The 21,055-nt window shown below is 73.4% G+C and carries 17 protein-coding genes; 10 read left to right on the top strand and 7 right to left on the bottom strand.

Going from position 1 to position 21,055, the window contains the following annotated elements:
- Nucleotides 1-119: 119 nt before the first annotated feature.
- Nucleotides 120-1,940 (bottom strand): sigma-70 family RNA polymerase sigma factor, encoded by a 1,821-nt coding sequence (locus ACH4EB_RS30790; RefSeq protein ID WP_398351301.1) that lies wholly within the window; start codon nucleotides 1,938-1,940, stop codon nucleotides 120-122.
- Nucleotides 1,941-2,251: 311 nt separating this feature from the next.
- On the opposite strand from ACH4EB_RS30790, the gene radA reads away from it, so the two are divergent.
- Nucleotides 2,252-3,664, top strand: coding sequence for a DNA repair protein RadA (gene radA / locus ACH4EB_RS30785; protein ID WP_398351300.1), 1,413 nt, complete (start codon nucleotides 2,252-2,254; stop codon nucleotides 3,662-3,664).
- Between the two features lie 250 nt (nucleotides 3,665-3,914).
- On the top strand, nucleotides 3,915-5,066 hold the full coding sequence (disA, locus tag ACH4EB_RS30780) for a DNA integrity scanning diadenylate cyclase DisA (protein WP_398351298.1): 1,152 nt from the start codon (nucleotides 3,915-3,917) through the stop codon (nucleotides 5,064-5,066).
- Between the two features lie 120 nt (nucleotides 5,067-5,186).
- Here disA and ACH4EB_RS30775 read toward each other — a convergent pair whose 3' ends face one another.
- Nucleotides 5,187-6,170: an NAD-dependent epimerase/dehydratase family protein gene (locus ACH4EB_RS30775; protein WP_398351296.1), complete on the bottom strand. Its 984-nt coding sequence runs from the start codon at nucleotides 6,168-6,170 to the stop codon at nucleotides 5,187-5,189.
- 112 nt (nucleotides 6,171-6,282) lie between these two features.
- A complete protein-coding gene (locus tag ACH4EB_RS30770) occupies nucleotides 6,283-7,086 on the bottom strand; it encodes a hypothetical protein (RefSeq protein ID WP_398351295.1) in 804 nt (267 codons plus the stop codon).
- Between the two features lie 241 nt (nucleotides 7,087-7,327).
- Between ACH4EB_RS30770 and ACH4EB_RS30765 the strand changes: the two genes are divergently transcribed.
- A complete protein-coding gene (locus ACH4EB_RS30765) occupies nucleotides 7,328-7,912 on the top strand; it encodes a phosphatase PAP2 family protein (RefSeq protein ID WP_398351294.1) in 585 nt (194 codons plus the stop codon).
- 133 nt (nucleotides 7,913-8,045) lie between these two features.
- On the opposite strand, the gene ACH4EB_RS30760 is transcribed toward ACH4EB_RS30765, so the two are convergent.
- Nucleotides 8,046-8,528: a pyridoxamine 5'-phosphate oxidase gene (locus ACH4EB_RS30760; RefSeq protein ID WP_398351292.1), complete on the bottom strand. Its 483-nt coding sequence runs from the start codon at nucleotides 8,526-8,528 to the stop codon at nucleotides 8,046-8,048.
- Between the two features lie 346 nt (nucleotides 8,529-8,874).
- Between ACH4EB_RS30760 and ACH4EB_RS30755 the strand changes: the two genes are divergently transcribed.
- From ACH4EB_RS30755 to cseC, 5 genes are all read left to right on the top strand, one after another.
- Nucleotides 8,875-9,822 carry an A/G-specific adenine glycosylase gene (locus ACH4EB_RS30755; RefSeq protein WP_398351290.1) on the top strand — a complete coding sequence of 316 codons (948 nt, stop codon included), beginning with the start codon at nucleotides 8,875-8,877 and terminating at the stop codon, nucleotides 9,820-9,822.
- A 388-nt stretch (nucleotides 9,823-10,210) separates the two neighbouring features.
- Complete coding sequence (locus ACH4EB_RS30750) at nucleotides 10,211-10,762, top strand: SigE family RNA polymerase sigma factor (RefSeq protein WP_030023568.1); 552 nt, start codon at nucleotides 10,211-10,213, stop codon at nucleotides 10,760-10,762.
- Nucleotides 10,763-11,106: 344 nt separating this feature from the next.
- A complete protein-coding gene (locus ACH4EB_RS30745) occupies nucleotides 11,107-11,709 on the top strand; it encodes a hypothetical protein (protein WP_398351288.1) in 603 nt (200 codons plus the stop codon).
- Between the two features lie 9 nt (nucleotides 11,710-11,718).
- Nucleotides 11,719-12,429 (top strand): two-component system response regulator CseB, encoded by a 711-nt coding sequence (gene cseB, locus ACH4EB_RS30740; protein ID WP_398351287.1) that lies wholly within the window; start codon nucleotides 11,719-11,721, stop codon nucleotides 12,427-12,429.
- 8 nt (nucleotides 12,430-12,437) lie between these two features.
- Nucleotides 12,438-13,739, top strand: a complete 1,302-nt coding sequence (gene cseC, locus ACH4EB_RS30735) for a two-component system sensor histidine kinase CseC (protein ID WP_398351285.1) — start codon at nucleotides 12,438-12,440, stop codon at nucleotides 13,737-13,739.
- A gap of 93 nt (nucleotides 13,740-13,832) precedes the next feature.
- On the opposite strand, the gene ACH4EB_RS30730 is transcribed toward cseC, so the two are convergent.
- Nucleotides 13,833-14,291, bottom strand: coding sequence for a VOC family protein (locus ACH4EB_RS30730; protein ID WP_398351284.1), 459 nt, complete (start codon nucleotides 14,289-14,291; stop codon nucleotides 13,833-13,835).
- 237 nt (nucleotides 14,292-14,528) lie between these two features.
- Complete coding sequence (locus ACH4EB_RS30725) at nucleotides 14,529-16,091, bottom strand: MDR family MFS transporter (RefSeq protein ID WP_398351282.1); 1,563 nt, start codon at nucleotides 16,089-16,091, stop codon at nucleotides 14,529-14,531.
- Between the two features lie 145 nt (nucleotides 16,092-16,236).
- Between ACH4EB_RS30725 and ACH4EB_RS30720 the strand changes: the two genes are divergently transcribed.
- On the top strand, nucleotides 16,237-16,815 hold the full coding sequence (locus tag ACH4EB_RS30720; protein WP_398351280.1) for a TetR/AcrR family transcriptional regulator: 579 nt from the start codon (nucleotides 16,237-16,239) through the stop codon (nucleotides 16,813-16,815).
- A gap of 89 nt (nucleotides 16,816-16,904) precedes the next feature.
- On the opposite strand, the gene ACH4EB_RS30715 is transcribed toward ACH4EB_RS30720, so the two are convergent.
- Complete coding sequence (locus tag ACH4EB_RS30715) at nucleotides 16,905-17,594, bottom strand: M23 family metallopeptidase (protein ID WP_398351279.1); 690 nt, start codon at nucleotides 17,592-17,594, stop codon at nucleotides 16,905-16,907.
- A gap of 527 nt (nucleotides 17,595-18,121) precedes the next feature.
- Here ACH4EB_RS30715 and ACH4EB_RS30710 point away from each other — a divergent pair.
- Nucleotides 18,122-20,791: an NACHT domain-containing protein gene (locus tag ACH4EB_RS30710; RefSeq protein WP_398351277.1), complete on the top strand. Its 2,670-nt coding sequence runs from the start codon at nucleotides 18,122-18,124 to the stop codon at nucleotides 20,789-20,791.
- Nucleotides 20,792-21,055 lie beyond the last annotated feature (264 nt).

Raw genomic sequence — 21,055 nt, 5'->3', positions numbered from 1 at the left:
GGTGGGTCGGCCGGTGGGTCCGGTGGTCCGGTCTGCGGGTCGGGTGGGGCGGCCCGTGAGCGCGGGCGGTCGGGACGCCCGGTCAAGCGGGCGGGCGGGGCGGGCGGTCAAGCGGGCGGTCAGCCGGGCGGTCCGGACGGGCTGGGGGACGGGGACGGCTCCGTCGTCGGTTCCTGCGGGGCGGGCGTGGGGGTCGGTGTGGGGGACGCCGGGGGCTCGCCGGCCGGCTCCCGCGTCGGCTTCGGCGTCGTCGGACCGGGCCGCGGGCCGGATGGCGTCGGCCTCGGGTGCCCCGGCCAGGGGCCGCCGCTCCCCTGGCCCCACCCTTCCAGCGTCACCGTCGTGCCCCCGGGGGCCAGGGTGACCCGCGCGTTCCAGTAGCCGTCCGGCTCCCGGCCGTGGTCGACGGAGACCGTGACCGTGGTGGACTCCCCCGGCCACAGCACGCCTGCCGTGGCGCTCAGCCGGAGCCACGGCGCGCCCGCCCGTGCCGACCAGCGGACCGGCGCGGCGCCGGAGGCAGTGAGGGTGACGGCCGTGCCGCCGCCCCGCGGTGCGGCGGTGACGGTCAGCCGCCCGGGGCCGGTGCCGGAGCGGTCCGGTTCGCCGGGCCGCAGCAGGGTGCCGTCCGCGCCGACGACCTGCACCGAGACGTCGGGGACGTCGGACCAGCCGCTCGCCGACAAGGGGTGTGACGCGGCGGGGGTGCGCGCGCTGCCCGCGTTCTCGTACGGATGGCCGTCGAACGGGGCGGAGCCCGGCTCGCCGGCCGTCACCGCCGGGCTCTCGCTCTCGCCGGTCAGGGGCGCGCCCCGGTAGGCGGCCCACAGGGCGAGCACCGGCGCGGCCAGGACGGTGGCGATCACGGTGGTGGTCACGGCCCGGGTCCGCAGCCGGCGTCTGCGGGCCGCCGGGTCCTTGGGGCGGACGGGGAATCCGCGCCGGTCGTAGCGTGGAGAACCGTTTACGCCACTCGTGCGCCCCGCGCGCCCGGAGCGTACCGGCGCGCCCGCGCCCGCCACCCCTTCGGCACGCCCCGAACGCGAACCCAGCGCCGCCGTCATGGCTGTGTGCACGGCCGCGCGCGGGGCGGTGGCCCACGGCAGCGCGTCGTGGTCGAGGGGCGCGGTGCCCGGCCAGGGCCCGTGGGCGGTGGCCCGCTCGGCCGTACGGCGGCACTCCGCGCAGTCGTCCACATGCCGGACCAGCTCCCGGCGCAGGGCCACGCCGAGCAGCATCTGGGTGTCGGCGGCGAGCTGCGCGACGTCCGGGCAGCGGCCGAACTCGACGACGGCGAGCGCGGCCCGGGTGCGCTCGACCTCGCAGGCGGCGGCGGCCAGGAGGGCGCGGGTGGCGTCGGTGTCGCCGCCGAGGACGGCCGCGACCTCCTCGGGGGACAGGCGGTGGCGTACCGACAGCTCCAGCGCCTCGCGCTGCTCGGGGGTCGTCCCGGCGGCTTCGGGCCAGGCCAGGGCCGCCAGTTCGCGGCGCTGCCGGGCCGCGTCGGCGGACTCGCCGGACGGCCCGCCGCCGGGCGCGGTGCCCAGGCCGGACGATGCTCCGGTGCCGTACGTCGTGCCCGTGCCGGCCGGGGCGCCCGCGCGGGGGGCCCCGGCGGGCTCGCGGTCCGGGCCGCCGTCCTGCGCGCGGTCGGTCAGCCGGCGCAGGCAGGCCCACCGGGCCAGCGCGTACAGCCAGGACCGGTACAGGCCGGGGTCGGGCGGCCGGCGGCCGTGGTGCCGTTCGGCGACGGCGAGCACCTCGCCCAGGACGGCGGTCGCCGCGTCGTGCTCGCACAGGACGGACAGGCAGTAGGTGAACAGCCCGTCGAGGTGGGGCTCGTACCGCTCGGGAAACCACGGCCGGTGGTGGCGCTGAGCACCGTCGTGCGCCCGGTGTGCGCCGGTGGCGTGCATGGGGTGATCGGACCTGCTGCTCATCACCCGGCGACGGTAGGCGGATGGTGCAGGCACAATCGCGCCGCACGGACACTTTTAATCCATACGGGTGACGTTCTCCCTCAAAAGAGGACACGAGAGCCGGGTTTCACGAGCGGTACGGGCCTTCACACCCCGCGCACAGGCCACGAACGGTGCCACGCCACGCCCGCGCACCCGCCGCTCACGGCCCCCCCGGCGGCCACCCGGCCGCGTCCCTTCCGCCCACCACGCCGTGCCTCTCCCGCCCACCGCGCCGCACCTCCCCCGCCCACCGCCGAGCGTTGTCACACCCCGCGACTACGGTGAGCACCATGGCAACTCGTAGATCCTCGGCCAAGGAGCGGCCCTCGTACCGCTGCACCGAATGCGGCTGGACCACCGCGAAGTGGCTCGGCCGCTGCCCGGAGTGCCAGGCGTGGGGCACGGTCGAGGAGTTCGGCGGCGCGCCCGCCGTCCGTACGACCGCGCCGGGCCGCGTCACCACGGCCGCGCTGCCCATCGGCCAGGTCGACGTCCGCCGGGCGACCGCCCGCTCGACCGGCGTCGCCGAGCTGGACCGTGTGCTGGGCGGCGGCCTGGTGCCGGGCGCCGTGGTGCTGCTCGCCGGTGAGCCCGGCGTCGGCAAGTCCACCCTGCTGCTGGACGTGGCCGCCAAGGCGGCGAGCACCGACCACCGCACGCTGTATGTGACGGGTGAGGAGTCCGCGAGCCAGGTGCGGCTGCGCGCCGACCGCATCGGCGCCATCGACGACCACCTCTATCTCGCCGCCGAGACCGACCTGTCCGCCGTCCTGGGCCATCTGGACACGGTCAAGCCGTCGCTGCTGATCGTGGACTCCGTCCAGACCGTGGCCTCGCCCGAGATCGACGGCGCGCCCGGCGGCATGGCCCAGGTCCGCGAGGTCGCGGGCGCCCTGATCCGGGCGTCCAAGGAGCGCGGCATGGCCACCCTGCTGGTGGGCCACGTCACCAAGGACGGCGCCATCGCGGGCCCCCGCCTCCTGGAGCACCTCGTCGACGTCGTACTGAACTTCGAAGGCGACCGGCACGCCCGGCTGCGCCTGGTGCGCGGCGTGAAGAACCGCTACGGCACCACCGACGAGGTCGGCTGCTTCGAGCTGCACGACGAGGGGATCACCGGCCTCGCCGACCCGTCCGGCCTCTTCCTGACCCGCCGCGACGAGCCGGTGCCCGGTACGTGCCTGACGGTCACCCTGGAGGGCCGCCGCCCGCTGGTCGCCGAGGTGCAGGCGCTGACGGTGGACACGCAGATCCCCTCCCCCCGCCGCACCACGTCCGGCCTGGAGACCTCCCGCGTCTCGATGATGCTGGCCGTCCTGGAGCAGCGCGGGCGCATCGCGGCCCTCGGCAAGCGCGACATCTACAGCGCCACGGTCGGCGGTGTGAAGCTGACCGAGCCGGCCGCCGACCTCGCCGTGGCGCTCGCGCTGGCCAGCGCGGCCAGTGACACCCCGCTGCCGAAGAACCTGGTCGCGATCGGCGAGGTGGGCCTGGCGGGCGAGGTCAGGCGGGTGACGGGCGTACAGCGCCGGCTGGCCGAGGCGGCCCGGCTCGGTTTCACCCACGCCCTGGTCCCGGCCGACCCGGGCAAGATCCCGGCGGGGATGCGGGTGCTGGAGGTGGCCGATGTCGGCGAGGCGCTGCGGGTTCTGCCCAAGCGGCCGCGCCGGGAGCCGCCGCGCGAGAAGGCGGCGGCCGAATAGCGCCGGTCTCCGGCGAGGCGCGCGGCGTCCGAGCACCCGTGGACAGGCGCGGGCGCGCGGCAAACCGCCCGCCTCGCGGGCGGCCGCCATGACTTTGCAGACAGCCCCTAGCCTGGGCGCCGGTAGACTTTGCCCCGGTCTCGCCTGTCAATGAAGTCATGCCGTCGGCCCGCGCAGCCCGTGAGCTGCGTGACCAAGGCATCTGCCGGGCGGCCTGCGGCACCGACAGACCTTGCGACGGAGGAGTGCAGTGGCAGCCAACGACCGGGCATCGTCGTCGGGTGGCAGGTCCGGTTGGGGGCCGCCCGCCCGGAGGTCGGGCGACGGCGGTACGGAAGGTCTGATGCGGGCCTCGCTGAGCGCCGTGGCGCCCGGTACGGCGCTGCGCGACGGCCTGGAGCGCATTCTGCGCGGCAACACGGGCGGTCTGATCGTCCTCGGGTTCGACAAGACCGTCGAGTCGATGTGCACCGGTGGCTTCGTGCTGGACGTGGAGTTCTCGGCGACCCGGCTGCGCGAGCTGTGCAAGCTGGACGGCGCGCTGGTCCTGGACAAGGACATCACCAAGATCATGCGGGCCGGTGTGCAGCTCGTCCCGGACGCCTCCATCCCCACCGAGGAGACCGGCACCCGCCACCGCACCGCGCAGCGCGTCTCGATACAGGCCGGTTTCCCGGTCGTCTCGGTCAGCCAGTCGATGCGTCTGATCGCGCTGTACGTGGACGGTGAGCGCCGCGTCCTGGAGGAGTCGGCGGCGATCCTGTCCCGGGCCAACCAGGCGCTGGCGACGCTGGAGCGCTACAAGCTCCGCCTGGACGAGGTCGCCGGCACGCTGTCCGCGCTGGAGATCGAGGACCTGGTCACGGTCCGGGACGTCACCGCGGTGGCCCAGCGGCTGGAGATGGTGCGCCGCATCGCGACCGAGATCGCCGAGTACGTGGTCGAGCTGGGCACGGACGGCCGGCTGCTCTCCCTCCAGTTGGACGAGCTGATCGCGGGCGTCGAGCCGGAGCGCGAGCTGGTCGCCCGCGACTACGTGCCCGAGCCGACCGCCAAGCGTTCCCGTACGGTGCCGGAGGCGCTGTCCGAGCTGGACGCGCTCAGCCACGCGGAGCTGCTGGAACTGCCCATCGTGGCGCGTGCGCTGGGCTACAGCGGCTCGCCCGAGACGCTGGACTCGGCGGTCTCGCCGCGCGGCTTCCGGCTGCTGGCGAAGGTGCCGCGGCTGCCGGGCGCGGTCATCGACCGGCTGGTGGACCACTTCGGCGGGCTGCAGAAGCTGCTCGCGGCGAGCGTGGACGACCTCCAGGCGGTGGACGGGGTCGGCGAGGCCCGCGCCCGGTCCGTGCGCGAGGGCCTGTCCCGGCTGGCGGAGTCGTCGATCCTCGAACGGTACGTGTAGGGCTCGAAGCGGCGGACCGCGTGCGGGCGTCCGTACGCCCGCACGCGGCTGGACGGGGGCCGGGGCCGGGCGACGCACCTTGGTGGTGCGTCCGGCGGTCACCCGCCGCCCGGCCTCACCTCACGCCCGCAGGAACGCTTCTTCCCTCTCCGGCGCCAGCCCGACCGGCTGCCGGGCCCGCAGCGGGGGCGGACCGTCCAGTCCCCGCAGCCACGCCCAGGTGTCGGCCACCGTCTCCGCGACCGGCCGGCAGCGCAGGCCCGCCCCGTGTGCCTTGGTCACGTCGCCGCGGTGGATGGCGTCGTACAGCTCGCCCGGCGGCAGCCAGATGGGCAGCTCCGTCCAGGGGGCCAGGCCGGCTGCGAGGATCTCTTCCGGCCCGGCCCAGCGCAGCTCGGCATCGGATCCGGTGACCTCCACACAGGCCTGGAGCAGCTCGCCCATCGTGGCGTGCCCCGGCTCGCTGATGAGGTTGTACGGGCCGGACAGCCCGGCCTCCGCGGCGTGCAGGATCCACGCGGCCAGGTCACGGGCGTCGATGTACTGAAGGCCCAGGTCCCGCGGGCCCGGCGCGAGCACCGGTCCGCCGCGGGCGATGCGGGTCAGCCACCAGGGGAGCCGGCCGATGTTCTCCCAGGGGCCGAGGATCAGTCCGGCGCGGGCCAGCACCGTCCGGTCGTCGCCGAAGGCCGCGAGCGCGGCCAGTTCCCCGCCGCGCTTGTCCTGCGCGTACGCCACCGCGTCCGCGTCCGGGGAGCCGTCCACCAGCGGGGCGCCCTCGGTGTGCCCGGGCCCGGCCGGGTGTGCGTACACCGACCCGGTGGACACGTACACGTACCGTCCGGCCCGGCCGGCCAGCATCCGGGCGGTGTCGCGCACCGCGGTCGGCGCCCAGGCCCAGGTGTCCACGACGACGTCCCAGGTGCCGTCGGCGAGCGCGGCGAGACCGGCCGCGTCGGTGCGGTCGCCGTGCACGACGGCCGTTCCCGGCACCGGGGCGTGCCGCCCTCGGTGGAAGACCGTGACCTGCCAGCCGCGGGCCAGCGCGGCCTCGGTGACCGCGCGCCCCACGAACTCCGTTCCGCCCAGCATGAGTAGTTTCATGGAGCCGACTGTGCCCGATCATGAGCGGCCGCGGAACGGCTGCACGCTCACAGCGCAATCGCCACCGTCACGGAACCGGACTCCGTTGCCGAGCGGGCCGCTTGGCGGTGGGTCAGCCCTTGGCCAGCTCGAAGGAGGCGCGGACCGCGTCCAGCCCGCCCACCTTGGCCTCGACCTGGTACGTACCGGGCCCGACGGCCTCGGCGGCCGGTGTCGCGCACTCCGAGGTGCTGGGCTTGCGGTCCCATTCCACGGTCCGCTTGACCGAACCGCCCGCCGGCACCTGTACGGGTGCGGTGCCGCCGCTGCCGGCCGGGCAGTCGCCGGAGGACCACACCCGCTCGTCGTCGGCGGGGCCGGTGATGGTGAGGGCGGCGTAGCCGCGCCCCAGGTCCACCTTGCAGGCGCTGTCGGCCGAGTTCTCGATCGTGACCTCGAACGTGGGCCGCTCACCCGGCTCGTACGTCTCCTTGAGGCTGCGCAGCTTCAACTCGGTGGTGCCTGGAGCGCAGTTCGCGAGCGCCGTGCCGGCCGGTACGGTCCCGCCGCCCTCGCCTATGGGCGCACCGTCGCCGGTGCCGGGGGCGCCACCGCTGCCGCCCGCACCGCCGGTGCCGCCCCCGGCGCCGCTGCCGCCCGCGCCGCCGGAGCCGCCGCCACTGCCCGACTCGTCGCGGCCGCCGGGTTTTTGGTCGATCCCGGAATCCGTGGCGTTCGGGCCGGGCGTGATGGACGTCGCGGGCCCCGGCCCGCCCGGGCCCTTGCCCTCGTCGCCGGTCTTCCCGTCGTTGCCGGTCCAGTTGAGGGCCCACACCACCAACAGGACGAGCACGACGAGGACGGCCAGCGCAACGGCCCTCCGCCGCCAATAGATGGAGGAGGGAAGCGGCCCGATCGGATTGCGCAGAGATCCCACGCGGAAACTCTACGAGAGATCAGGTGTCACACCGGCCAGTACCCGCCGCGCGACGCCGCAACTTTTCACATCATCTTCCCGGAACGGGGCCCCGGCGGTGCCGGTGCCGCAGTCACGTGGTGACCCACAGTGGCCCGCTGCCCGGGCCCGCGGCCCCGCCGACCGGCCCGCTTCCGTCAGCAGTACCCCTCGACGATGGTCAGGTGCGGCTTTCCCGTAACAGTCCGTACCGTATGCGTTCATGTACAGCACCGATCTCTATCGCGACGTCACCGACTTCGCGCACGACACTCCCGGCTGGGTCCACTCGCTGGCCGCAGCCGGCACCGAAGGCGGCATCCTGCTGCTCATGGCCCTGGCCGTACTGGCCTGGTGGCGGTCCCGGAAGGGGGAGCAGCGGCTGGTCGCGCTCGCGATCCTGGTGCCGATCGCCACGGCGATCGCGTACCTCGTAAGTGAGATCGTCAAGAGCTTCGTGGACGAGGAGCGGCCCTGCCGGGCCGTGGCGGGCGCCGCCACCTCCATAGTCCAGTGCCCGCCGCCGGGCGACTGGTCCTTCCCGAGCAACCACTCCACGATCGCGGCGGCCCTGGCCGTCGGCATCGTGTTCGCCTGGCGCGCGGCGGCCTGGCTGGTGCTGCCGATCGCCCTGCTGACCGGCTTCTCGCGGGTGTTCGTCGGTGCGCACTACCCGCACGACGTGGTGGCCGGCCTGGCGCTGGGCACCCTGACCGCCACGCTGTGCGTGTCGCTGCTCGCCCGGCCGCTGACCTCCCTGGTCGTACGCGTGGGCACGGGGCGCTGGAAGATGCTGGTACGGGCGTAGCCGGTCCTTGAAGACAGGGGCGCCCCTCGGGGTGCCCCGGCGGGCACGTGCCCGTGGTGGCGCCGTGTCCGTGGCGGCGCGCCGTAACCGTGGCGGCGCCCCGTATCCGTGAAAGCGCCGCGGTCCGAACCCCTTACAGCGCGTGCCATTCCTCCTTGTGCCCGAAGCCGCGGCCGTTGTCGATCAACCGCAGCCAGTCCGGACGGACTTCCCAGAGTGCGGTGCGTTCCAGGGCCGCGGTGAGCCGGCCGTCGGCCGCGACGAACGGGAAGCGCTCCAGATACGTACGCCACCCGGCCGCGCGGTCCGCGCCCGCCAGCCGATGGCAGCGGCCCCGGCCTTGCACCCCGGTCAGCGCGGTCCACTCCTGGCCGTCGCGCTGGGCCGTGAAGGCGACGCGCGCGCCGGTACCGGCGTCGGCGGCCCGCGCGAAGGCCCGGCCGTGCCGGGTCGACTCGGCGGTGACGAGGACGAGCGAGGGCGCCGGCCCGTGCGCGGTGGCGTAGAGCACGGCGCACGCCTGCGGTCCCTCGTCGTCGGTGTACGCGAGGGTCAGCGTCGTGTGCGCGGCCAGGGCCCGGCGGATCGTGCCCGGGCAGTCGCTTGCGGTGGTCATCGCGGTTCTCCCGCCGGTTTTGTGGGTGTCCCCGTCCTGGGGGCATGGGGGGCATGGGGGCATGGGGCCACTGGGGGCATGGGGACATCCTCGTCGCTCCGTCTCGGGGGCCGGCCACCGGCCCGGGGGGGGACAGCGGGCGTTCCGGCCGGAGTGCTCGGGCCGGGACGTTCCGGCCGGGGGCGCGGACGGGCCGGGGCTTTTCGGCCGGGGACTCGGGCGTTCCGACGGGTGCCCGGGCGGGCCGGGGTCTTGGACAGGCGTTCCCGCGAGCGGGTGGGCGCGTCGTGGCGCGCGCCCGGTGCGTTTCACGGCGGAGCGCCGTCGTGCCAGGATCGGCAGTGCCATGACTTCCACTCCTGCCGCCACCGGCGCCGCCGCTGTCACCGCCGTCAACGAAGCCGCCGAAGGGGCCCGGCTGCACGGCCCCGTCACCGACTGGTTCGACGAGCACGCCCGCGATCTGCCCTGGCGCCGCCCCGAGGCGGGCGCCTGGGGCGTGATGGTGAGCGAGTTCATGCTGCAGCAGACGCCGGTCAGCAGAGTGCTGCCCGTGTACGAACAGTGGCTGGCGCGCTGGCCGCGCCCCGCCGACCTGGCCGCCGAGCCGCCCGGTGAGGCGGTGCGCGCCTGGGGCCGCCTCGGCTATCCGCGCCGCGCGCTGCGCCTGCACGCCGCCGCCTCCGCCATACAGGAACGTCACGGCGGGGACGTACCGCGCGAGCACGCCCAGCTCCTGGCGCTGCCGGGCGTCGGTGAGTACACGGCGGCGGCCGTGGCGTCCTTCGCCTACGGGCAGCGGCATGCCGTACTGGACACCAACGTCCGCCGGGTGTTCGCGCGCGCCGTCACCGGACAGCAGTACCCGCCGAACGCCACGACCGCCGCCGAGCGCAAGCTGGCCCGCGCGCTGCTGCCGCAGGACGAGGAGACCGCCGCCAAGTGGGCTGCCGCCACGATGGAGCTGGGCGCGCTGGTGTGCACCGCCCGCGGCCCGGAGTGTGTGCGCTGCCCGATCTCCGCGCAGTGCGCCTGGCGGCTGGCGGGGTCGCCCGCGCATGACGGGCCGCCGCGCCGCGGCCAGACGTACGCCGGTACGGACCGCCAGGTGCGCGGCAAGCTCCTCGCCGTCCTGCGGGAGGCCGTCGGGCCCGTGCCGCAGGCCGTGCTGGACACGGTGTGGGACGAGCCGGTGCAGCGCGCGCGGGCGCTCGACGGTCTCGTCGCGGACGGCCTGGTGGAGCCGCTGTCCGGCGGCATGTACCGCCTGCCGCTCGGCCGGAGCACGTCCTGACGTCGGACCCGCGACGCGGACCGTGACGAGGGCCGTGATGACCGTACGGTGACAACGACGCGGACCGTGACACGGGCCATGACGTGGACCGTGATGACCGTACGGTGACAACGGAGCGGCGCCGCGGGCCGCGTCGCGTCGGACGACGGCGGTCCTAGCTCTTGCGGCCGCCCCCGCTGTCCCCCGGGAGGATGACCCGTTCCGGGCCCCGGTCGGCCGGAGGTATGACCCCCGGCGGGCTGTTACACAACCGACGGTTTTCCGTGCACTCCCTGTGGGGCCCACGCACATTACGCCGCAACACCCCCTCCGTAGCGTCTTCCTCGTGCTGGAGATGACCACCAGCGCGGTCAACGTGGGGAAGCGCAAGCGGATCGGAGGCGTCGGGATGGCGACCAGCGGCGGCAAGGTACTGGACTTCGAAGAGTACGTGCGGACGCGGCAGGAGGCCCTGCTGCGCAGCGCCCGGCGCCTGGTACCCGACCCGGTCGACGCCCAGGACCTGCTCCAGACGGCCCTGGTCCGCACGTACGGGCGCTGGGACGGCATCGCCGACAAGTCGCTCGCCGACGCCTACCTCCGCCGCGTCATGATCAACACCCGTACGGAGTGGTGGCGCGCCCGCAAGCTGGAGGAGGTGCCCACCGAGCAGCTCCCGGACGCCAGCGTCGACGACGGCACCGAGCAGCGCGCCGACCGTGCGCTGCTGATGGACATCCTCGGGGTGCTCGCGCCCAAGCAGCGCAGCGTGGTCGTGCTGCGACACTGGGAGCAGATGAGCACCGAGGAGACCGCGGCGGCGCTGGGCATGTCCACCGGTACGGTCAAGAGCACGCTGCACCGGGCCCTGGCCCGGCTGCGCCAGGAGCTGGAGAATCGCGACATCGACGCGCGGATGCTGGAGCGCGGCGAGCAGGAGCGGGAGCGGTGCGCGGCCTGACCGGCTGCGGTACCGGCGGCTCAGCCAGAGGGACTGTGAGCGGGAGCGGTTTGACCAGGAACAGGCCGGCCGGAAGCAGGTCGGCCCAGAGCACGCCGGCCGGGCCCCCGCCGGCCGGCGGCGCCGTGCCCGGGGCGGGACCCACCCGATTCGTACGGAGGGGAATCGGGCCGGTCGCCGGATGGCGGGCCGGCCTCGGGCGGGCCACCGCCCGGCGGTCCCGGCCGGGCAGGCCGGGACCGGAGCGCCCGGCGCCCGAGCGGGGGCGCCGCGCACCCAGGGGCCGGTTCCGGTCCCGGCGGGCCCGGACCATCCGGACGAGCGGCGGAGCGGCCATCGCATCGGTGGCCGCCCTGTCGCTGTTGCTGGCGGGCTGCAACCCCGGCGGCGAGGGCGTACGGACCGAGGGCACGGCCAGCAGCGCCCCGGCGCCCACGAACAGGTCGGCCCACGCGTCGTCCCCGTCCCCCTCGGCGTCGGCCTCGTACCAGAAGGTTGACGCGGTGGGGCTGATGAAGCGCGATCCGAAGGTCGGCGCCGACGTCAAGAAGTCGCTCGGCAAGCCGTGCGCGGCGGAGGAGTACCCGGTCGAGGTCACCTACGCCCCGCTCACCCACGGCAAGGCGCCCGATGTCGTGGTGAACGTGATGACCTGCGCGGACTCCGTCGGCATCGGCTCGTACGTCTACCGCAAGCAAGGCGGCGCGTACGAGAATGTCTTCGCCGACGAACAGCCTTCGGTCTACGCCGGCGTCAACAAGGGTGAACTTGAGGTCTCCAAGCAGACCTACAACACCGGCGACAAGGTGTGCTGCGCTTCCGGCGAGGATGTGATGACCTACCGCTGGACGGGTAGCCGCTTCGTCGAGTACGCCCGGTACCACACCGACTACAGCAAGACCGGGAACACGGAATCCGCGTTCCCGCAACCAGCACCGGAGGATTGAGAACGCCGCATGGCCGATACCCATGTGCTCTTCGTCGAGGACGACGACGTCATCCGCGAGGCGACGCAGCTCGCCCTGGAGCGGGACGGCTTCGTGGTCACCGCCATGCCCGACGGCCTGGCGGGGCTTGAGGCGTTCCGCGCCGACCGGCCCGACATCGCCCTGCTGGACGTGATGGTGCCGGGCCTGGACGGCGTCAGCCTGTGCCGGCGCATCCGGGACGAGTCGACCGTCCCGGTGATCATGCTGTCGGCGCGGGCCGACTCCATCGACGTGGTGCTGGGCCTGGAGGCCGGTGCCGACGACTACGTCACCAAACCGTTCGACGGCGCCGTGCTGGTCGCCCGCATCCGCGCGGTGCTGCGCCGCTTCGGGCACGCCTCGGGGCCGGACGGCTCGGGCGCCGCCGCCCCGGACGCCGCCGGGCCCGCCGAGGCCGTGCTGCGCTTCGGTGACCTGGAGGTCGACACGGAGGGCATGGAGGTGCGCAAAGGCGGTCAGCCGGTCGCGCTGACGCCCACCGAGATGCGCCTGCTGCTGGAGTTCTCGAACTCGCCCGGCACGGTCCTCTCCCGCGACCGGCTGCTGGAGCGGGTCTGGGACTACGGCTGGGGCGGTGACACCCGGGTCGTGGACGTCCACGTCCAGCGGCTTCGCGGCAAGATCGGCCAGGACCGGATCGAGACGGTCCGCGGCTTCGGTTACAAGCTGAGAGGCTGACTCCTGCGGTGGTCAGGCTCGCCCTGCGTACCGGGCTGAGGTGGAAGCTCAGCGCCGCGATCGCGCTCGTCGGAGCGCTGGTCGCGATCGCGCTGAGCCTCGTCGTGCACAACGCGGCCCGCGGTTCGATGCTGGACAACAGCCGCGACGTGCAGACCGAACGCCTCAACTTCACGCAGAAGATCTACGAATCCACGCACCAGCTCCGCTTCGGCGCCAAGCTGGACGACGCCGCGCTGCCGAAGGAACTCCGGGACGAGGTCACCAAGGGGAAGCGGGCGACATACCTGGAGGACACCGGCCAGACCACGCCCAAGGTGTGGGCCGCGGCGCCGGTCGCGGGCGGCCGGGTGCTGTCCATCCAGGGCTACTTCCCCGACCGGTTCGCCGTCCTCGACGACCTCGACCAGGCGCTGCTGATCGGCTCGACGGCGGTCGTGGTCGGCGGCTGCGCGCTCGGCGTGCTGATCGGCGGACGGCTGTCCCAGCGGCTGCGCAAGGCCGCGGCGGCGGCCGGCAAGCTGGCCGACGGCGACACCTCCGTACGCATCCGCGACGAGGTCGGCGGCCGCATCCGGGACGAGACGGACGACCTGGCCTGGGCGGTGGACGCGATGTCCGACGCGCTCCAAAAGCGCATCGAGGCGGAGCGCCGGGTGACCGCCGACATCGCCCACGAGCTGCGCACCCCGGTCACCGGGCTGCTCACCGCGGCCGAGCTGCTGCCGCCGGGCCGCCCCTCGGAGCTGGTACGGGACCGGGCGCAGGCGATGCGCACCCTCGTGGAGGACGTGCTGGAGGTGGCCCGGCTGGACGGCTACGCGGAGCGGGCCGAACTCCAGGACGTGGCGCTCGGCGAATTCGTCACCCGGCGGGTGCGGGCCCTGAACTCCGACATCAAGATCGAGATCCTGCGGGACGCCGAGGTCTCCACCGACCCGCGGCGCCTGGAACGCATCCTGGGCAATCTCATCGCGAACGCCGCCCGGCACGGCAGGCCGCCGATCGAGGTGACCGTCGAGGGGCGGGTCGTGCGCGTCCGCGACCACGGTCCGGGCTTTCCCGAGGCGCTGCTGCGCGAGGGCCCGAGCCGCTTCCGCACCGGCAGCAGCGACCGGGCCGGGCGCGGCCACGGGCTCGGCCTGACCATCGCGGCGGGCCAGGCCCGGGTGCTGGGCGCCCGGCTGACCTTCCGCAACGCGGACGAGCTGACGGACGGGTCGACCGGAGCGGTGTCCGTGCTGTGGCTGCCGGAGAACGCGCCGACCAACACGGGCAGCTTCCCGGTCATCCAGCTCCCGGACCGGTGACGGGGCGAGGGCCTGGCCGGGCCGGGCGGCGGCCGGTGCCGCCTCTCCCTCCCGTACGGCGCCTGCCCCTCCCGTACGGCGCCAGCGCGCGGCTCACCCCTCCACGCAGTCGCCCCAGTCCTTGCCCAGGTCGAGCTGTTCGTTCTTCTGGGTCAGCGAGAACCAGTTGCCGGAGTCGTCGCGGAATATCGCCTCGATGCCGTACGGGCGCTCCTGCGGCTCCTGGAGGAACTCCACGCCCTTGGCCTTCAGCGCCGTGTAATCGGCCATGACGTCGTCCGTGGCCAGCACCCCGGCGCCCATCAGCCCCTTGCTCACCAGTTGCTTGAGCAGCTCGCCGGCCTCCGGGTCCAGGCCGGGCGGGCCGGGGACCATCAGGGTCAGCTCGACCTCCGGCTGGTCCTTGGCGCCGACGGTCAGCCAGCGCATCCCGCCCTCGCCGCCCATCCGCATGTCCGTACGGACTTCGAGCCCGAGCCGGTCCGTGTAGAACTCCTTCGCCCGGTCCTGGTCGAGGACCCAGACGGTGGTGATGGCAAGTCCCTTGATCATGATGCGCCTCCGTCGTTCACCACGCCGGCCGTGCGCGCCGTCCCGCAGGCCGCCGCCCCGTCGCCGTTCGTCTTCCGATGCTGACACGCACCACTGACAACGGCCCGGCGGCGGCCGCCCGGCCCGTACGGCAGCGGCCCCCGGCGCGTACGCCGGGGGCCGCTGGCCAGGTGATTCCGTACCGGATCAGACGGCTTCCGCCACCGGAGCCCGGCCCTTCACGGCGTCGCCGCCGCTCTACCGGCCCTCGGCCGGCTCGGCGGGGCCGCCGCGCAGCGGCACCTCCTTGAGGAACCAGGCCGCGGCGAAACCGATGACGCTGATCAGCGCGCCCCACAGGAAGACCTGGTGGGTGCCGCCGGAGACCGCGTGCAGGTACGCGTCCTTGACCGCGCCCGGCAGCTTCTCCAGGGCCTTCGGGTCCATCTGGGCACCGCCCGCGGTCGCCTTCGCGCCCGCGGCGCCGAGCCGCTCGGCCATCACGTCCTGCACCCGGTTGTTGAAGATCGCTCCGAAGATCGCGACACCGAAGGAGCCGCCGATCGTACGGAAGAGGGTGGCGGACGAGGAGCCGACGCCCATGTCCTTCATCTCGACGCTGTTCTGCGCGATCAGCATCGTGGTCTGCATCAGGAAGCCCATGCCGGCACCGAGCACCGCCATGTACAGACCCGAGGTGAAGCGGGTGGTGCCGGTGTCCATCAGGGACAGCAGCGCGAGCCCGGCGGTGATCAGCGCGCCGCCGCCCACCACGAAGATCTTGTACTTGCCGGTGCTGGTGGTGACCCGGCCCGCGACCAGCGAGACGGCCATCATCGCGAGCAGCATCGGCAGGAGCAGCAGCCCGGAGTTGGTCGCCGAGGCGCCCTGCACGGTCTGCTGGAACAGCGGCAGGAAGGTCATCGACCCGAACATCACGAAGCCGACCAGGAAGCCGATGACCGTGACGAGGCTGAAGTTGCCGTTGCGGAAGATGTGCAGCGGCAGCACGGGCTCGCGGACCTTGGTCTCGGTGAGGACGAAGGCCAGCAGGGCGACGACGCCGACCGCGCCGAGCCCGATGATCTGGCCCGACAGCCAGTCGTACTCGGTGCCGCCCCAGGTGGTGATGAGCACCAGCGAGGTGATGCCGACGGTGAGCAGGACGGCGCCCACGTAGTCGATGCGCGCCTGCGTCCGCTTCTTGGGCAGGTGGAGCACCGCGGTCACCATGACCAGGGCGATCGCGCCCAGCGGCAGGTTGATGTAGAAGCTCCAGCGCCAGCCGAGGTGGTCGGTGATGGTGCCGCCGACCAGCGGCCCGCCGATCATGGCGACGGCCATGACGCCGGCCATCATGCCCTGGTACTTGCCGCGCTCGCGCGGCGGGACCAGGTCACCGATGATGGCCATGACGCCGACCATCAGACCGCCCGCGCCCAGGCCCTGGACGGCGCGGAAGCCGATCAACTGGCCCATGTCCTGGGCCATGCCGGACAGCGCGGAGCCGATCAGGAAGATCACTATGGACGCCAGGAAGACGCCCTTACGGCCGTAGAGGTCGCCCAGCTTGCCCCAGATCGGGGTCGAGGCGGCGGTCGCGAGCGTGTACGCGGTCACCACCCAGGACAGGTGGCTGAGCCCGCCCAGTTCGCCGACGATCGTGGGCATGGCCGTGCCCACGATCATGTTGTCCAGCATCGCGAGCAGCATCGCGATCATCAGCGCGAACAGCACCATGCGGACGCTGGCCGGCTGCTTCCCAGCGGTTTCCGCCGGTTCGGTTATTTCCCCCGCTGGGGTCGCTTTCGTCTGCGACATCCCCATTTTCGCTTCTCCCACTTACTTGCCGCCCGGCTAGTTCAGTACAGTGAAGAAGGTAAGCAACGAACTAGCCGGGCGTCAAGTAAGTTAATGAGGGCCGCACGGCCACCGGCCCGGACGATCGACGCAGGAGAACAGCAGCATGGGCACACCGCACGCGCGCAGGGGCAACACCCGCCAGCGCATCCAGGACATCGCCCTGGAGCTGTTCGCCGAGCAGGGGTACGAGAAGACCTCGCTGCGCGAGATCGCCGAGCGGCTCGATGTCACGAAGGCGGCGCTCTACTACCACTTCAAGACCAAGGAAGACATCGTCATCAGCCTCTTCCAGGACCTGGCGCGGCCGATCGACGACCTGGTCGAGTGGGCCGGCGCGCAGCCGCGCACCCTGGAGACCAAGCACGAGGTGCTGCGCCGCTACAGCGAGGCCCTGCGCTCCGCCGAGCCCCTCTTCCGCTTCATGCAGGAGAACCAGGCGACCGTACGGGACCTGAGCATCGGCGAGACCTTCAAGCAGCGCATGCTCCGGCTGACCGGGCTGCTCAGGGAGCCGGAGGCGGAGCTGACGGACCAGGTGCGCTGCATCACCGCGATCTTCTCGATGCACGCGGGCCTGTTCGCCATGCAGAACGTCGAAGGCGACCCCGAGGACAAGCGCAAGGCCATCCTGGAGGTCGCCACCGAACTGATCACCGCGGCCCAGCCGCCGCACCTCGGCTAGTACTGCCTGACGGCAGGGGCCACCCGCCGCCTCCCCGACGGCAGGGACCAGGGGCCACCCGCCGCCTCCCCGGTGGGGGGGACCAGGGATCACACGCCGTCGCCGCGCGCCTTCAGGAAGGCGGTCGGCTCGACGCCGGAGCCGTAGTTCGGGCCGGTGCGGACCTCGAAGTGCAGGTGCGGGCCGGTCGAGTTGCCGGTGCTGCCGGACTTCGCGATCTCCTGGCCGGTCTCCACGGTCTGGCCCGGCTTGACCTCGGTGCTGGTCAGGTGCGCGTACTGGGTGTACGTACCGCTGTCGTGCTTGATCACGATCGCGTTGCCGTACGCGGGACCGTCGCCGCCGCCGTTCGGGCCGGCCTTGACCACGGTGCCCCCGTGCACGGCGTGCACGGCGGTGCCGCTGGGCACCACGAAGTCCTGACCGCTGTGGTTGTGGGACCAGTGCTTGCCGGCCAGCCCGAAGGTCATGCCGAGCTTGTAGTCGTCCACCGGCTTCACCCAGGAGCGGGCCTTCTCCTCGGCGGCCTTCTTGGCCTTCTCGGCCTGCTGCTTCTCCGCCTCGGCGGCCTTCTTCTGCGCGTCGGCCTGTGCGGCCACCGAGGAACGGATGTCGGACGTCAGCCCGTCCAGCGCGATCGACTGCGCGTCGCTCCCGGCCGCCACGGCCACCCCGGCGCCCATGGCCGCGGAGATGCCCAGGCCCGCCGCGAGCACGGAGGTGCGGGTACGGAGAACGGACTTCTTCGTCGGGCGGTGCAGGGGGTGGTGCTTCGTCATGCGGGAACTACCTCCGGGAAAAGACGGGGTCCCGGCCGTCGACCGGGATCGCCCCACCTTGGTAACCCGAATCCGACATGCTGCCAATACCCCTATCTACTACCCCATACCGTAGGAAAAGCCGGGGAAACAGAGACCCGCGACTACCCTCACCCCCGGGCCCCAAACCCTGTGGCCACCTCCCCCTTCCGGTCGGTCCACACCCGCGCCATCACCCTCCTGACCTGTGGGTTTTCCCAAGCGTTCGGAGTTGCCGAACACCCCGGGACCCCCCTGGCCGCACCGCGCCGTTCACCGCGCCGCTCCCCGCCCGCCGCACCTGGTGTACCGCCCGCTATTCCTCGTAGTAGGCACCGGAAGGCCTGTGCGGCATGTCACCGCGCCCCGGCTTTCCCCCGCTTCCCGGTGGGCCTTTCGCCTGCCCGCAGCGGGACCAAAGGCCCGTGGGGAAAGGCCGCGTACGCGCTTGGGCCCCGTACGGCCTCGCTCGCCGGTGCGGGCCCCCGGAGCCGCCGTCTCCTCTAGGCTTGAAGTCCACGGCGCCCGGCCCGGCCGGCGTCGACCAGGTGATGGGGGATCACCACATGGACCCGATGATCATCATGGCCCGGCTCCTTCCGAAAGTCGTCGCCCCGCTCATCAAGAAGCTCCTCGTCCGCCCCGGTCCCGGCGCCTTCCTGGTGAACCGGCCCCTACGGATCCGCGGCCTGGTCTCCTTCCGGGGCGAGCACCGCACCCTCCAGGAACGCGACGTACGGCGCATCGCCGCCAAGCTGGTCGACCGGGCCGTGACCCCGCTGCCCGGCGCCACCGGCGCGGAGCTGGAGCGGCCCGTGGCCCCCGACGAGGACCCCGCCGTGGCGGACGCCCTCTTCCGTACGCTCTGGGCGCTCGGCGACATCGACCTGGAGATCGTGCAGAACGCCCGGCTGGAAGCGGCCGAGCTGGCCCGGCGATTACGCCACGCCGCCCCGGACGCCGCCCGCGGCCTGACCGGCGACGGCACCGAACTGCACGGCATCCTGCTGGACACCGCCGCGCTGCACATCCTGGAGTTCTTCACCCGGCTGTCCGGCTTCACCACGCGCACCCTCGTCGAGAACCGGCACGCCCTCGGCAGGCTCGACGACGCCGTCGGCGCGCTGGCCGCCCGGCTGCCGTCCCGCTCCGCCGAGGACGCCGCCTTCGAGGCGCGCTACGCCCACGACACCGCCGTCCTCCACAACCACCTGACCATCTTCGGCATCGATCTCGCGCACTCCCCGGACAGTTGGCCCCTCGACGCCGCCTACCTGGGCCTGCGCTGCGAGGCGGAGCCGGCGGCCGCGGACCGCGGCGGCCCCCCGGAGCCCGCCGTCCCCGCCGAGCACGCCCTGTCCGGCCGGCGCCGGATCCTCGTACGGGGCGTGGCCGGCTCCGGCAAGACCACCCTGCTCCAGTGGCTGGCCGTCGCCACCGCCCGCGGCGAGCTGCCCGCCTCGCTCCGCCCCGCCCTGTACGGCCGTGTGCCCTTCCTCCTGCCGGTGCGCCGCTTCGCCCGGCGCGGCCTGCCCTCCCCCGGCGACTTCCTCGCGGCGGTCGGCTATCCGGGCGCCGAGGCCCAGCCGCCGGGCTGGGCCGACCGCGTCCTGCGGGCCGGCCGGGCGCTGCTGCTGATCGACGGCGTGGACGAGGCACCCGAGGACGAGCGCGAGAGGCTGCGCCGCAAGCTCCGGGACTGGACCGCCCTGTACCCGGGCAACGTCTGGATCGTCACTTCCCGCCCCTCCGCCGTGCGCGCCGACTGGCTGACGGCCGACGGCTTCGCCGAACTGTCGCTGGCCCCGATGAGCCGCGAGGACATCGCCGCGTTCATCCAGCGCTGGCACCGCGCCGCGGCCCAGCCGGACCCGGACGACCTGGACCGCCTCCCGCACTACGAACGGACCCTGCTCAACGCCGTACGCATCACCCGCGACCTGGGCCGGCTCGCCACCAACCCGCTGATGTGCGGCATGCTCTGCGCGCTGCACCGCGACCGCCGGGGCTATCTGCCCGACGGTCGCAAGGAGTTGTACGAGGCCGCCCTGTCGATGCTGCTGGAGCGGCGGGACCGGGAGCGGGCCATGGTCCCCACGGACGGCATCGACCTGCCGCGTCAGCCCAAGATCCAGCTCCTGCAGAAGCTGGCCCACTGGATGCTGGTCAACGGGCACTCGGAGATGGACCGCAAGGTCGCCGTCGACACGCTCGCGCAGCATCTGCCGGCCATCCCCGACGCCGCGCGCCAGGGCGGCGCCGAGGAGGTCTACCGCCACCTGCTGAACCGCACCGGGCTGCTGCGCGAACCGGCCCCGGGCACGGTCGACTTCGTGCACCGCACCTTCCAGGACTTCCTGGCCGCCCGCGCCACCGTCCAGCGCCACGACTTCGGACTGCTGCTCAACCACGCCCATCTCTCCGAGTGGGAGGACGTCATCCGGATGGCCGTGGCGCTGGCCCGCCCCGACGAGTGCGCGGCGCTGCTGAACGGCCTGCTGGCCCCGCGTCCCGGCATCCGGGCCGCGGAGGCCCGGCACCGCAAGCTGCTCGCCGCGGCCTGCGTGGAGCACGCCACCGAACTCGACCCGGAGGTGCGCCAGCGGGTGCGGCGCTTCACCCGCGACATGGTGCGCCCCGGCACCGTGGCCGGGGCCCGCGCGCTGGGCTGGATCGGCCCGATCGTCCTGGAGATGCTGCCGGAGCCGGCCGAGGTCTCGGACGGTGAGGCGTATCTGCTCGCCGTCACGGCCACCTCCATCGCCGACGACATGGCGATCGACTATCTGACCGGGCTGCGCAAGCGCGCGTACCACGACGTACGGGCGCAGCTCGCCGGTGCCTGGCGGCGGTACGACACCGCCCGCTACGCCCGGGAGATCATTGCCCACCTGGACCCGGACGGGCTGTTCTTCCCCGTGGCGGACGCGGAGGAGCTGCACGCCTTGCGGGAACTCGGCGGCCGGCCGTGTCTCCAGGTCGCCGGGGAGTTCACCGCGGCCGAGCTGATCGACGGCATCGTCCCGGCGGACGGCCTGGTCCGGCTCTGGCTGGCGTACGACCTCGGGACATCGATGGAGTGGCTGGCCGCTTTTCCCCGGCTGGAGGAGCTGTGGGTCAGCCGCCGGCTGCCGCCCGTCACCGGCGTACCGGACGGGATCCGCGTCATCGAGCTGTGATATCGCTGCCCTAAAGGGCTGCCGGCCTGCCTTACCGGGCCCCGGTCCACCGCGTCGCCTTGAAGTTCCCGGGTCATCGGAATATCCCGGTCCGTATTCGCGCGGGCACTGCCGGGGCAATCCGGAACGGCGTTTTCCCTTTACACCCGGGGCGCCCGGCGCAATAGCCCGCGCCGCTTCCGCACCGGAGCGGAAGGCCCCGCGTCCCGGCGTTACGGATATCCGCCCGTACCCGGCACGGAAAAACACTTCCGCACGCGCCTC

It is taken from the genome of Streptomyces sp. NPDC018045, assembly GCF_044327445.1.
GTDB lineage: Bacteria > Actinomycetota > Actinomycetes > Streptomycetales > Streptomycetaceae > Streptomyces.
The sequence above is the reverse complement of the archived record's forward strand: the minus strand, read 5'-3'. Positions and strand labels throughout refer to the sequence as shown.

What these genes read in the sequence shown, in the direction of transcription:
- radA (WP_398351300.1), top strand. Translation starts at nt 2,252, where the DNA reads ATGGCAACTCGTAGATCCTCGGCCAAGGAGCGGCCCTCGTACCGCTGC.
- ACH4EB_RS30720 (WP_398351280.1), top strand. Translation starts at nt 16,237, where the DNA reads ATGGGCACACCGCACGCGCGCAGGGGCAACACCCGCCAGCGCATCCAG.
- ACH4EB_RS30730 (WP_398351284.1), bottom strand. Translation starts at nt 14,291, where the DNA reads ATGATCAAGGGACTTGCCATCACCACCGTCTGGGTCCTCGACCAGGAC.
- ACH4EB_RS30760 (WP_398351292.1), bottom strand. Translation starts at nt 8,528, where the DNA reads ATGACCACCGCAAGCGACTGCCCGGGCACGATCCGCCGGGCCCTGGCC.
- ACH4EB_RS30755 (WP_398351290.1), top strand. Translation starts at nt 8,875, where the DNA reads ATGACTTCCACTCCTGCCGCCACCGGCGCCGCCGCTGTCACCGCCGTC.
- ACH4EB_RS30775 (WP_398351296.1), bottom strand. Translation starts at nt 6,170, where the DNA reads ATGAAACTACTCATGCTGGGCGGAACGGAGTTCGTGGGGCGCGCGGTC.
- ACH4EB_RS30790 (WP_398351301.1), bottom strand. Translation starts at nt 1,940, where the DNA reads ATGAGCAGCAGGTCCGATCACCCCATGCACGCCACCGGCGCACACCGG.
- ACH4EB_RS30765 (WP_398351294.1), top strand. Translation starts at nt 7,328, where the DNA reads ATGTACAGCACCGATCTCTATCGCGACGTCACCGACTTCGCGCACGAC.
- cseB (WP_398351287.1), top strand. Translation starts at nt 11,719, where the DNA reads ATGGCCGATACCCATGTGCTCTTCGTCGAGGACGACGACGTCATCCGC.
- ACH4EB_RS30725 (WP_398351282.1), bottom strand. Translation starts at nt 16,091, where the DNA reads ATGTCGCAGACGAAAGCGACCCCAGCGGGGGAAATAACCGAACCGGCG.
- ACH4EB_RS30715 (WP_398351279.1), bottom strand. Translation starts at nt 17,594, where the DNA reads ATGACGAAGCACCACCCCCTGCACCGCCCGACGAAGAAGTCCGTTCTC.
- ACH4EB_RS30750 (WP_030023568.1), top strand. Translation starts at nt 10,211, where the DNA reads ATGGCGACCAGCGGCGGCAAGGTACTGGACTTCGAAGAGTACGTGCGG.